Annotated in this window: 15 protein-coding genes and 2 pseudogenes; 16 read left to right on the forward strand and 1 reads right to left on the reverse strand. The window is 35.3% G+C overall.

The window, feature by feature from the left end; translation table 11 throughout:
• Window positions 1-58: 58 nt before the first annotated feature.
• Window positions 59-973 carry a LysR family transcriptional regulator gene (locus QFZ28_RS13340; protein WP_307195074.1) on the reverse strand — a complete coding sequence of 305 codons (915 nt, stop codon included), beginning with the start codon at window positions 971-973 and terminating at the stop codon, window positions 59-61.
• Window positions 974-1259: 286 nt separating this feature from the next.
• Here QFZ28_RS13340 and QFZ28_RS13345 point away from each other — a divergent pair.
• The 16 genes and pseudogenes from QFZ28_RS13345 to QFZ28_RS13410 all read left to right on the forward strand — a co-directional run bounded on the left by QFZ28_RS13345 (window position 1260) and on the right by QFZ28_RS13410 (window position 12620).
• Window positions 1260-2430 (forward strand): annotated as a pseudogene (locus tag QFZ28_RS13345) (acyl-CoA dehydrogenase family protein).
• 79 nt (window positions 2431-2509) lie between these two features.
• Window positions 2510-3919, forward strand: a complete 1410-nt coding sequence (locus tag QFZ28_RS13350) for an acetate--CoA ligase family protein (RefSeq protein WP_307195075.1) — start codon at window positions 2510-2512, stop codon at window positions 3917-3919.
• 21 nt (window positions 3920-3940) lie between these two features.
• A complete protein-coding gene (locus QFZ28_RS13355) occupies window positions 3941-4687 on the forward strand; it encodes an NADPH-dependent oxidoreductase (RefSeq protein WP_307197024.1) in 747 nt (248 codons plus the stop codon).
• Between the two features lie 71 nt (window positions 4688-4758).
• Window positions 4759-5538, forward strand: coding sequence for an enoyl-CoA hydratase/isomerase family protein (locus tag QFZ28_RS13360; RefSeq protein WP_307195076.1), 780 nt, complete (start codon window positions 4759-4761; stop codon window positions 5536-5538).
• Window positions 5539-5595: 57 nt separating this feature from the next.
• Entirely contained in the window at window positions 5596-7434 is a 1839-nt protein-coding gene (locus QFZ28_RS13365) for an acetate--CoA ligase family protein (RefSeq protein WP_307195077.1), read from the forward strand.
• Window positions 7383-7748, forward strand: coding sequence for an acetate--CoA ligase family protein (locus tag QFZ28_RS13370; protein WP_307195078.1), 366 nt, complete (start codon window positions 7383-7385; stop codon window positions 7746-7748). The genes QFZ28_RS13365 and QFZ28_RS13370 overlap by 52 nt, the downstream gene beginning before the upstream one ends.
• 74 nt (window positions 7749-7822) lie before the next feature.
• A complete protein-coding gene (locus QFZ28_RS13375) occupies window positions 7823-8035 on the forward strand; it encodes a hypothetical protein (RefSeq protein WP_307195079.1) in 213 nt (70 codons plus the stop codon).
• Between the two features lie 78 nt (window positions 8036-8113).
• Window positions 8114-8932 (forward strand): enoyl-CoA hydratase-related protein, encoded by an 819-nt coding sequence (locus QFZ28_RS13380; protein ID WP_307195080.1) that lies wholly within the window; start codon window positions 8114-8116, stop codon window positions 8930-8932.
• 152 nt (window positions 8933-9084) lie between these two features.
• On the forward strand, window positions 9085-9744 hold the full coding sequence (locus tag QFZ28_RS13385) for an enoyl-CoA hydratase/isomerase family protein (RefSeq protein WP_307197025.1): 660 nt from the start codon (window positions 9085-9087) through the stop codon (window positions 9742-9744).
• A gap of 146 nt (window positions 9745-9890) precedes the next feature.
• Window positions 9891-9992, forward strand: a complete 102-nt coding sequence (locus tag QFZ28_RS29775; RefSeq protein ID WP_373428133.1) for an FAS1-like dehydratase domain-containing protein — start codon at window positions 9891-9893, stop codon at window positions 9990-9992.
• Between the two features lie 11 nt (window positions 9993-10003).
• Window positions 10004-10228, forward strand: coding sequence for an FAS1-like dehydratase domain-containing protein (locus tag QFZ28_RS13390; RefSeq protein ID WP_307195081.1), 225 nt, complete (start codon window positions 10004-10006; stop codon window positions 10226-10228).
• 20 nt (window positions 10229-10248) lie between these two features.
• Window positions 10249-10659, forward strand: coding sequence for a MaoC/PaaZ C-terminal domain-containing protein (locus QFZ28_RS13395; RefSeq protein ID WP_307195082.1), 411 nt, complete (start codon window positions 10249-10251; stop codon window positions 10657-10659).
• A gap of 214 nt (window positions 10660-10873) precedes the next feature.
• The gene (locus QFZ28_RS13400; RefSeq protein WP_307195083.1) at window positions 10874-11683 is read left to right on the forward strand and encodes an SDR family NAD(P)-dependent oxidoreductase; all 810 of its coding nucleotides are present in this window, start codon (window positions 10874-10876) and stop codon (window positions 11681-11683) included.
• 147 nt (window positions 11684-11830) lie between these two features.
• A pseudogene (locus QFZ28_RS13405) lies at window positions 11831-12255 on the forward strand (NAD(P)-dependent oxidoreductase); the annotation flags it as partial.
• 33 nt (window positions 12256-12288) lie between these two features.
• Window positions 12289-12513: an NAD-binding protein gene (locus QFZ28_RS29780; RefSeq protein WP_373428134.1), complete on the forward strand. Its 225-nt coding sequence runs from the start codon at window positions 12289-12291 to the stop codon at window positions 12511-12513.
• Entirely contained in the window at window positions 12432-12620 is a 189-nt protein-coding gene (locus QFZ28_RS13410) for a hypothetical protein (protein WP_307195085.1), read from the forward strand. Before QFZ28_RS29780 ends, QFZ28_RS13410 begins: the two co-directional genes overlap by 82 nt.
• The last annotated feature ends 128 nt before the right edge of the window (window positions 12621-12748 follow it).

The raw sequence follows: 12748 nt of genomic DNA on the forward strand, positions 1-12748 counted from the left end.
CAATTCTTATAGACTTGTTTCCCATTTTTTATTTTTTTACCTCAATTATTTATGTTAGTTAATAATCGCCGTTTGCCACTTGTTGCTGAATTGTTTTGATAAAGTCTCTTGTCGATGCGGATAACGGCTTTTCTTTTGAGCGGATATAGCCGCATATGACTGTTGAACGTTGATGATTAATAAACGGGATAGGTACAATTTTTGAATGCAACGGACCATAATTGCTGTTAAAAGAAAACTCCGATAGGATGCTTATCCCTAAGCCTTCTGTAATTGCCTTTTTTATCGTTTCAGTGTTGTCAGTCTCAAAGATAACCTTCAAATCACCATGTTGACTTGAAATTTCTTCAAAAATCGGAATGGTAGGTTTGTGTACGATAAGCGTTTGAGAATGAAGATCTTCCGGTGTTATTCTTTCTTTAATTGAAAGGGGAGAATCCCTGTGAACACATGCGTACATTCTGCCTTGAAACAGTGTGTCGAAATATAGGGTATTTTCATACTTTTCTTTTAAATCATTCCATAACACCTCGTAGGTTGAAAATATCCCTATATCTGCCTTGTTTTCTAGGATTATATTAACAACGCGCTGCATTTCAATCACTTTAATGATGGTATTCGGATTATTGGCTTTAAATGTAGATATCGTCTTAGGCAGCATTTTTAATAAAATACTTGGACTGGAAACGATGGTCAACTCATTTGCTAATTGCAGTTGGTGTAGGTAGGTTACTCTCTCTAAATCTAGGATTTTATCTTTAATTTCATATAGTTTTTCAATTATTACTTTTCCTATTTCAGTAGGTTTTGTCCCCTGTCTAGAGCGTGTAAAAACTTTCACCCCATACTGCTCCTCAAAATTCAATATTGACTGACTGATGGCAGAAGTGGATATATGAAGGTTGTTTGCTGCTTCTGAAATAGACCCAGTTTTTCCAACTTCAATTATATAGTGCAATTGCTCCGTTTGCATAAATACTTTCCCCCATGTCTTTAAAAAAATTAAATTGAATGGTTTTATTTAAGATTTATTTTAGATTATACCAATTTATAAAAATATAACAATTATTTAATTTATATGGTTGTAAGCGCTATTTGAGATGTGTTTTTTATTCCGGAAAAAGTGGATTTAACTAAAGTAAAAACTGATTTACTATATATGAACCTATCGATATAATTAATATTGTAATATTCAAATAAAATATACTTTTCAAAAAATGGAGGAATGAGATTTGTTTAATTTTACTGATGAACAAAAGATGATTCAAACTACTGTTAGAAACTTTGTGCAAAAAGAATTAATTCCTATTGAAAATGAAGTGTTAAAAAACGAACGTGAAGGGAAACCAGGTTTAAGTAAAGAAAAGCTTAAAAGAACTTCAATTAAAGGGAAAAGAAATGGGTTTTTGGGGTATTGAAACTCCTGAAGAATATGGCGGAGCAAATATGCCTCCTACTACCCAAGCGATAATAAAGTTGGAATTGAGTAAATCCTTTGTTCCTTTCAAATTTGGAGGTTGGGTACATAATATTCTCTTTTCTTGTAATGAAGACCAGAAACAAAGGTACCTCATTCCCGCAGTACAAGGCGAGAAGGCTGTCTGCTTTGCCTTATCTGAAGCAAGTTCAGCATCTGATGCAACCAATATGCAGACAACGGCAAAAAAGGACGGGAATGATTGGATTATTAATGGAGAAAAAATCTGGATTACTGGTGGTCACTCAGCTGATTTTGCCATCGTTTTTGCTGCAAACGATAAATCAAAGGGAGCAAAAGGTGGAATTACTGCATTTCTAGTTGATCGCGAGATGGGATGGAAATCTGAGCTAATTGATACAATGGTATCTAACCATGAACCTGCAACACTAATTTTTGATAATGTCCGCGTACCTGAGGAAAATGTAATTGGAGAAGTAGGATATGGATTCAAATATGCAATGCAATTTATTAACCATAATCGTGGATATGTAATTCCTGCTTATAGTATTGGTGCAGCTGAAAGAATGCTATCTATGGCTGTGGAATATGCAAATACACGTACTTCCTTTGGAAAGCCTCTTGCTGAAAGACAAGCTATTCAATGGATGATTGCAAATTCAGCTACAGATATTGAAGCTGCAAAAGGATTTCTTTTCCGTTCTGCTGCTTTGGCAGAAAAAGAAGGTTCTTGGAAAACTGGTAATGATAGTAATCAATTCCGTACGCTTTCTTCAATGGCGAAATTATACAATGCAAATATGGTCAACCGAGTTGTTGATGATGTGATGCAGATCTTTGGTGGAATGGGAGTAACAAAAGAATTACCAATTGAACGCTGGTATCGAAATGTAAGGGTTTACCGTATTTTTGAAGGTTCTGATGAAATGCTTCGTCGGACAATTGCTAAAAACCTGCTTAATGAAAAAATTAAGGTCGGGGAAATAGAATAATATAGGAAAATTAGCACTGATGGATAGTTAAGGAAATCTTCATTTTCTATCAGTGCAATATTTTATTTTGGAGGTTGTTATGGCTATTCAATTAGAAACAATTAGACCGTTACTGGATCCCAAAAGCATCGCGATTATAGGTGCTTCTGCTGATTTCAATAAAATTGGTGGCAGACCAATTAAAGCATTGCTTGATCATAATTATCAGGGCGAAATTTTCCCAATCAATCCAAAATATGATTCAATAGCAAATTTGGCCTGTTATCCCAGTTTAAGCGATGTACCTAGTGAAATTGATTTAGGGATCATTATTCTTCCTGGTTCAGCAGTACATAAAGCAGCCATTGAATGTGGTGAGCGTGGAGTTAAGGCAATTATTGTTATGAGTGCAGGGTTTGCTGAAGTAGACGAAAGTGGTAAGGCAAAACAAGATGACTTACTAGAGATTTGTGAAAAGTATGGCATGAGAATGCTTGGACCCAATACTGTAGGTTTATTTAACCTTTGGAGTGGCGTAATGGCAAACTTTGGCATAGCTCCTTACTTGGGAAGTGTTGAAAAAGGAAAGATTGGCATGGTTAGCCATAGTGGATCGTTTTCGAGCGCGTTATTTTTACATGCGTCCCGAAATAATATCGGATTAAGCTACTTTGTAGGTATTGGCAACCAGGCAGATGTAGATGTAGCTGATTGTATAGCGTACATGGCTGAAAGTTCAAATACAGATGTCATTCTTTGTTATTTTGAAGGGATAAATGACTTAAATAAACTAGAAGAGGCTTTAAAACTAGCAAAAGAAAATAATAAAGCTGTTTTAGTTCTTAAATCCGGCCGGACCGCAGCAGGGAAAGAATTAGCATTAAAACATACATCAAGTGATGCTGGGGACGACTCAGTATATCAGGAACTATTTAATAAATATGGTGTGTACCGTGTCAATAGTTTCGAAGAGATGTTTGATATTGCTAAAGCCATCGTTTTATGTGGAATTCCTAGTGGGAAAAATGTAGCTGTTTTTTCAATTTCTGGAGGTGCAAATATTTTATTAGCTGACCAGTTAATCGAAAATGGTGTGCATTTTGGTCAGCCTGATAAGGAAACACAAAAGGAATTGTTGGAGATGGTTCCGTTTGCAAATTTGGCAAATCCAATAGACATGACAGCTCAATTACTAAATCAGCCAGAAATTATGCGTGAATTTATCAAGAAAGTGCTGTCTCAAGGAAATTACGATATATCATTAGTATATTTAGCGAATATTTTATACAACGAAAAAACGTTAGATCAGTATTTAAGTATCTTTAAAGATTTAAAAGAGACCTTTCCTAATATGCCATTTATATTGTCAAATTCAGCTCAAACAGAAAAAGTCTTTGCTGACTTAGGAATTGCTACTTATGATGACATTTATCGTATGGGAAGGGTAACCATCGCATTGAATCAATTTCATGATAACTTCAATACCGATAAAATAAAAGCACATTCATAAAATAAAGAGGGAGTGTCTAAGCTGAATATTGCCATTGAAACAATGCTGAATCACCGATCGCTTAGGAATTACAAAGATGAACCTATACCGGAGCCAGTTCTTGACATGATCATTCAGGCAGCACAGGCTGCTCCATCGTGGATTAATGGTCAACATGTGTCAATTATTGTGGTTAAAGATAAGCAAAGAAAGAAAAAATTATCTGAATTAACAGGGAACCAAGCACATGTTGACAAAGCTCCAGTGTTTCTTGTTTTTTGTGTTGATTTTTACCGTGCTGGCATTGCAGCTGAAATGGAAGGGTACGATTTTGTTATTCCGAATGAAATTGATTCTATTTTGATTGGCGCAACAGATGCGGGAATCATGCTAGGGAATGCAATCACTGCAGCTGAGTCTCTTGGTTTAGGAATTATCCCTATTGGTGGGATTCGTCGAAATCCCCTTGAAGTGATTGAATTGCTTGAATTACCAAAGTATGTATTTCCTTTATGTGGATTATGTATAGGTTATGGTGCTGACTCCCCTTTACAGAAACCAAGACTGCCTAAAGAGTCTGTAGTCCATCATGAAACCTATAACCATGAGATAAAAGGGTATATTGAAGCGTATAATCCTCAGATTTCAAATTATAATTTGGAAAAGTCGAACGGTGAACTATCGACGAATTGGACACAGCGAATAGCGAAATATTATAGCACCCAAAAGTATAAAAGTATTTATAAAATGCTAAAACAACAAGGTTACAACGTGGAAAAAGAAAAATAGAGGGGAATCATTTTTTATCCTCCAAAAATGCTGATAGTGACAGTAAATTCAAACTAAGGGAGTGTAATGCTATGAATGAAAGCGTATTAGTAGAAAAAGAGAATACCATTGCAAGTATTATGTTGAATGAGCCAAATTCTCTTAATGCCCTTAGTCTAAATTTGCAAAAAGAATTGTTAAATTCTTTAATAGATTTAAAAGATGATGTTTCTACGAAGGTAGTTGTTATATCTGGAAAAGGGAGAGCTTTCTGTGCCGGTGGAAATATTAAAACAATGAATCTTGGAAAACCTCTATATCAAGTAAAGGAACAAATGGATAAAGCTAGCGAAATAGTTAAACTTATTCATAATTTTAATAAACCCATTATTGCTGCGGTTCATGGCTATGCTGCAGGTGCAGGCTTCAGCATTGCTCTAGCATCTGATTTCATTGTGGCCGAAGAAGACGCAAAGTTTAGCCTTGCATTCAAAAATATAGGTCTTATTCCAGATTTAGGGGCTCATTATTTTCTAACAAATATTGTTGGTCCATGGAAAGCCAAGGAATTGATTTATCGGGGAGCAAAAATTACTGGGGTAGAAGGTCGAGATTACGGATTTATCAATAAAGTGGTTCCTAAAGGACAAGTTTTAGAAGCTGCCTTTGAATTAGCAACTGAATTAGCTCTTGGCCCTACTAGGGCATATACTTATTCAAAATCAATTATCAATCAGTCAGTCTATAAAACACTTGATGAAATTATAGAGTTAGAAAATTACTCTCAAAGTTTATTAAGGGGAACAAAAGATAATCGGGAAGGAATAGAAGCATTTCTTTCCAAGCGATTCCCAGAGTTCTCTGGAGAATAGTCATGCGCTAGAATATAAAGACTTATTATAGTTTATTCTGGAATGAGGAGTGATAAATTGGATACCTTGGATTTGAAGCTAGCGTTAAAACCTAAAGGTGTTGCTGTTTTTGGTGCATCTGCAAAGATTGGATCAATAGGAAATAAAGTTGTAAATAATTTTAAAAACCGAAACTATACAGGCGAAGTCTATTTGGTTAATCCTAATTATCATCAAATCGAAGGGTATCCTTGTTTTCCCTCTCTACTTCAAGTTTCAGGGAATGCTACCATCGACCTTGCCATTATTGCATTACCGGTGAAAGCAATGGAACATGCCATTCAAGAATGTGTGATAAAAAAAGTCCGGGTTGTATTAATTGTCAGTGGTGGTTTTGCGGAAATTGGACCTGTAGGATTACAGATTCAAGAAAATATCGCTCAAATGTGTAAGGAAAATAATATTCGAATTATCGGTCCCAATACATTAGGTATTTATAATGTGAAGGATCAAATTGTTCTCGGTTTTGGGTCTATCAAGGAACTTTTAAAAGGGGACGTTGGTTTGGTCACCCAAAGTGGTGGGGTTGGTTCAATGCTATTTTCGATGGGGATGGAAGAAGAAATCGGATTTTCTTATGTTTATATGATGGGTAATCAGATTGATGTCACCACTGTTGATACACTTGAACTTTTAGTCGATGACGAGGATACCAATGTAATTGGGGCATATCTAGAAGGAATTCCAAATGGAGAATTATTTAAACAGGTTTCAGAAAAAGCATTAGAGCAACATAAACCTATTATCGTATATAAATCAGGAATAACAGATGCAGGGCAGAAAGCTGCCCTTTCACATACAGGTTCACTAACGGGGTCAGCAGAAGTGTTTGAATTAGTTGGGAAGAAATACGGAATTATATCTGTTGATGGAATTCCGGAATTTATAGATGCAATTAAAACATTTAGATCAGGAAAGAGATCAAAAGGAAATCGCGTTGCTTCGGTTGTTATTTCAGGGGCTGTCGGAATAATGATAGCTGATGGCTTATCGAAACAAGAGTTTATTCTACCAGAACTATCTGAAACCACGAAAGAAAAATTGCGACTAGAAATACCTAGCTACTTAAATATAAATAATCCAGTAGATATTGCAACAACTTTGTATACAAAGCCAGCATTATTTAAGCATACTATTGAAACCCTCATCGAAGCAGAAGAAGTGGATATGCTGCTTATCGATTTTCCAATAACTTATAAAGACAAAGAAATGCTTTTTGCCCCAGATATAGTCGAAGTTGCAAATAAAACGACTAAGCCTATTTTTGTTATCTCCCACGGACCGCAGAAATTAGTATTCGAATTTAAAAACTTTTTAAGTAAGAACAATGTTCCTGTTTTCAATTCTGTAAATAGTGCCACAAAAATGGCAAGAAATTTACTTGATTACGAGGAAACATACACTAGAAATGTAAATTCTGCTATCCTTTCTCATGAAAGTATGGTTAATAAAGAAGATTTACCTTTTATTCAACCAGATAAGAACGTATTAACCGAACCAGAAGTAAAAAAAGTCTTGAAAAGGTTTGAAATTCCTTCTCCAAAAAGTGTTATTAGCAGGAGTTTGGAGGATTTGCTTGAGGGTACAAAAAACTTAAATTACCCTTTAGTTGCCAAAGTTGTGTCCCCTGAGATTACGCACAAAAGTGATGTGAATGGCATTGTGTTACCGATTAACAGTGAAGAGGAACTAATCAATGCTTACCATTCTATTCTTAAAAATGTTTCCCAACATAAACCTTTTGCATCAATTGAAGGGATACTAGTTGAGGAACTTGCGAAGGGACCATTTATTGAAAAACGATTATGGGAGTTACCAGGGATCCTATTTTTGGACCAGTTATCTTATGTGGTCTAGGTGGGATTTATGTTGAAGTAATTAAGGATGTTTCTAAACGGTTACTCCCTATTTCAAAACAGGATGCAATTGAGATGATAAAGGAATTAAAGGGATATAAAATTTTTACCGGAATTAGAAATGGTGTAACTTACGATGTTGATGCTTTAGCAGATACCCTAATCAAGGTTTCAAATATTGCATCTTCTTTAGGAGATGAATTAGAAGACTTTGAGATTAATCCTTTAATCGTCTTTGAAAAGACAAAAGGAGTTATGGCATTAGATGGGCTTATAACAAGAAAACAAGGAAAAGGGGTAAATGTTACTCTTTAATTGATATTAGCAAAAAGAAAATAATTTGTTTTGGTAGTTTTATACCAAAAGCCAGTATTAAATGGGGTGCGGAAATGATGCTTATTGTTTGTGAAAAACATGTCACTAATGGGGTGAAAGAGATAGATGCACCTCATGTCCAACGAATTATCAATTTAAAAGATAAAGGATGTCTATTTTGTAATCAAAAAGCCAGTTACAAAATATTTGAAATTCTTGATATCAATCCAACATTACGCAATAGGCTTAAAGTGCAGAAAATGCTTCAATTTGCAAATGAAACCTAATTAGATACTGAAAAAGTTAGACAATACAATATTTTGGACGAAAACTATTATTAAGGGATGAAAGGGAGGCCGATTTTGTTGGATTTTGAAACTATCTTATTTGAAAAGAGAGGGCAAATTGCTCTCATTACACTTAATCGACCTGAAGTAATGAATGCAGTTAATCGTAGGCTATCGGTTGAAGTTGGATTCGCTCTTGAGGAATTCAATAACGACCCTGATCTACGTGTAGCCATTATAACTGGTGCAGGAGAAAAAGCGTTTTGTGTTGGTTCTGATTTGAAGGAAAAGTTAGAGATTGGTCTTTCGATTCCTGATGAAATCAAAGAATGGACAGAAAAATTAAAAGAATGGGGATTTGCTGGGATTACCAAAAGGCATATTTCTAAGCCAATTATAGCTGCCGTAAATGGATATGCCCTCGGTGGTGGATTTGAAATTGCCCTTTCCTGTGATTTGATTGTGGCATCTGAAAAGGCATCTTTTGGATTGCCAGAAGTAAAACACGGTCTTATTGCTGGTGCAGGAGGTTTACTGCGTTTGCCTAGGAATATTCCTGTTAAAGTAGCAATGCGAGCAATTTTGACTGGTAAGAGTTTGTCAGCAGAAGAGGCAAAAAGTTGGGGAATTGTTAATGAAATTGTTCCTCACGATGATGTTCTCTCTGCAGCTATTAGGCTTGCTGAGGATATTATTAAGAATTCCCCGACAGCTGTTAGCTTTAGTAAAGAGGTCGTATACCGTGGGTTAGACTCAACGCTTACCTTTCCACCTGATGGATGGAAAATAAATGATGATTATATTTCTCAAGCCTTTGATAGCGATGATGCTAAGGAAGGGATCCGGTCTTTCGTCGAGAAGAGGGAGCCTAATTGGGGTAGAAATAATAATCAATAGACATGAATTTTACTTAAAATATAAAAATCTTGAAGTGGCAGGTTCTTAACTATGAATTATCAATATATTAAAGTTAAAAATGAGGAAGGGATAATTAATATCACATTAAATCGTCCCCCTTATAATGTTCTTCATATTCCAGCGCTAAATGAATTACTGTTTGCTTTCAATGGGCTAAGGAAGCGGAAGGGACATTAATCCTATTGGATGCTGAAGGGAAATCGTTTTCATCTGGGGTTGATATTGGTGACCACAAGCCTGGAAAAAGTGATGAGATGAACGTATTTTATCAAATTTTTAAGACAATGTTTGAAATCGAAAAGCCGATTATTTGTGCTGTGGATGGTTATGCTCTTGGGGGCGGCTGTGAATTGGCGATCTGTAGTGATATTGTAGTTGCATCAGATAGAGCAAAGTTTGGTCAACCTGAAATCAGAGTTGGTGCCATTGCCACACTTGCTGTTTATATGTTGCCGCGGCTTTTGTCTTGGCCAAAGGCAATGGAACTTCTTTTGAGCGGAGAACATATTAGTTCGGAAAGAGCAGAAAAAATAGGTTTGATTAATGCGGTTTTACCTAGTGTAGATTTTGCAGAAGAAGTAGATAGCTACATTCAAAAGTATTTAAAAAACAGTCCCTTACTGCTTAGAAAAGTAAAGAAAGCTCTTATGGTTAGTAAGAATAAAGAGTTTGAAGAAGCTATAGTAGATGTTAGAAAAATTGTGAACGAAGAAATATTAACTTCACATGATGGGATTGAAGGACTCAATGCATTTTTGGAAAAGCGTAAACCGGTATGGTTAGGGAAGTAAAATTCATTTATTTTCATTTGCGGTAATTTAATAACAAAATAAAGGAGTTCTTTTAAAGAATGATTGATACTAGTTTTATTTGAATAAAAAGTGAGGTTGAAGAGTTTGAAATTGAGAAAGGGGCTATTCGTAACTTTGTTCGTGTCATTGGTGATAACAATCCATTGTATCATGATGAAGAGTATGCTAAAGCACACGGTTTTGAAAGTATAGTTGCTCCGCCAACATTTGTATCAAGTTTTCGGTAACAAAAACAAACATGCCGATATTTGAAGATTTAAAGACTCTCCATGGAGGACAAGAATATATATATGAAAGACCAGTTGTTGCAGGGGACAAATTAAAATGTACAAAAGAAATTGTTGACGTTCAAACAAAACAAGGAAAAACCGGACCAATGACATTAATAATTACCGAGGATTGGGGAGAGGATTTAAGTGGAAATTTAGTGTTCCTTGGTAGAAGAACAATTATCTTAAGGTGAGAGGAAAGGGAAGGGGCAGTATGATTCCGTTTAATGAATTAAAAATTGGATTAGATTTAGGTCCACTAATAAAACCACCGATTGAAAAGGTAGATTTAGTAAAATATTGTGGAGTTGCCCAAGATTTTCACCTAATTCATACCGATGACGAGCTTGCACGAAAAGATGGTCTGCCCGGCGTTATAGCCCATGGAATGCTGAGCATGGGTTATCTTTGTCAATTAGTGGGACAATTGGTAGAAACGAAAGGATTTATACGGCGTTTGCAAGTTCGATTTACGGGAATGGTTTTCCCAGGAGATATCATTACATGCAGAGCAAAGGTAATTAATATAAATGAAAATACGCGTACAGTTGAGTTAGAGGTAACTGCAGAAACATCAAATGGTAAAATTGTTAGCATTGGTGAGTCGACGTTAATATATTATTAATAAATCACTAGGTTTTGTGTTAATCTAATTAAAATATCCTGAATTTTCAATTTTATTATTTTATTCAAAAAAAGGCCCTTTAAAAACAACTTATTAGGTGGAAACCTGTTCAAATCTACTGATAAAGGACAAATTTCATGGACAAGAACATGATTATTAAACCAAAAATTTCAAATGGACACTGGATTTCACCTTTAAATTAACTATTTATTGAATGGGAGATTGTATGGAACTAAACCTAGTAAATAAGAATGCAGTTATTACAGGTGGTAGTACTGGAATTGGATTATCGATTGCTAAAGAAATGATAAAAGAGGGCATAAATGTACTTATTGTCAGCAGAAATAAAGAACATCTCTTAAAGGCAGAGGAGCTTCTTACAAAGAATAAATTGCTTAAACATCAGCAAGTATATATTCTACAATGTGATTTAATGAATGATGAAGCTGCAAAGGAAATTAAAGAAAAGGCTGTTTCTCTATTTGGGCGAATTGATATCCTCGTAAACAATGCTGGATCGGCACCAGCTGGCTCATTTTTAGAATTGACAGATAAAGACTTTTTTGATGCTTGGAATTTAAAATTATTTAGTCATATACGTTTAACCCGCGAAATATCTTCCCAAATGATTGAACAAAGAAAAGGGAAAATTGTAAATATTATTGGTATTAGTGGTAGAACACCATATGCAACTTTTCTCCCTGGAAGTACTACTAATGCAGGTTTTCTGAATTTTACAAAAGGCTTATCCAAAGCTTTGTCACCATATAATATTCATGTAAATGCTATTTCACCAGGTGTTACAGCAACAGAACGGTCTGAAACACTGGCTAATCAAAATGCTAAAACAAAGGGGACTACGATAGAGGAAGAAAAGGCTAGAGTAAGAGCTGCAATTCCATTAGGAAATTTAGTTGACCCAAAGGAAATTGCCTATATGACTCTATTACTCGTCTCTGATATCATGCAGTCAATAACTGGAACGGAAATTACGATTGACGGTGGTCAACAGCCGGGAATGTAACCAGTAAATACCATATCGACATCAAGGCCTCTGACCTTTGCTGTTCTGAGGTTTAGTCTATAATGCCAAATCATAGGGTTGGATTAAAATTAAAGTTCAATTTAGTATAGTAAACTATTAACAAACTCTTCAATGAGGGGTGAAAATATGAAGAAAATTGGTTTTATAGGTTTAGGTAGGATGGGACTTCCAATGACTAAAAATCTATTAAAAGCAGGTTATGAAACATATGTCGTCAGTCGAAGTCGTTCACCAATTGAAGAGGCTATTTCTCTTGGAGCAAAAGAAGCTTCTTCTGCTAGGGAGTTAATACGAACGGTTGATCTAGCATTCACATGTTTACCAACTCCGCAATCGGTTATCGATGTATATCAAGGGAACAATGGAATCATTGAAGGATTAGCCGAGGGTAAGATAATAATTGATACTTCAACGATTAGTCCAGACCTTAGCAGGAATTAAGTGAACAAATTTCAGCAAAGGGCGCTACCTTTCTTGAAGCACCTATCAGCGGCGGAAGTATTGGTGCAGAACATGGCACTTTAACTATTATGTGCGGTGGCGATAAGAATGCTTTCAAAGAATCATATGAGGTTCTTAAAGTGATGGGTGAATATGTAGTGTTTGTGGGCCAAGTAGGTAATGCGAGTACAATTAAACTCATTAATAATATGTTATTTGTTGCAAATACAATTGCACTTTCTGAGGCCTATTCACTGGGAGAGAAGGCAGGGATAAACTCCAATATATGTTTGACATTATTAAACGAAGTACAGGTTATTCAAAGTCGATTGATTTTATTCGGGGGAATAAGATTGATCAAGGTTTAAATAGGCTGCTTGAAGGAAATTTATTTAAGAAAGATAAACAGATAATAATAGAACTTGCCAATGAATTGGATGTACCCCTAATGATTGAAAAAAAGGAAATCAAATAAAATATTATTATGAATATGTGGGAAATATTCCCTCCTTTATTATGTCGGGAATTTAGCATTATATACTAAGTAGTGATGTATAAGCATTTTTTGAAAGATTTTTTCACAAACAAATTTACTGAGGATAA

The sequence above is a fragment of the Neobacillus niacini genome (assembly GCF_030817695.1).
In the GTDB taxonomy this organism is placed as follows: domain Bacteria; phylum Bacillota; class Bacilli; order Bacillales; family Cytobacillaceae; genus Neobacillus; species Neobacillus niacini_F.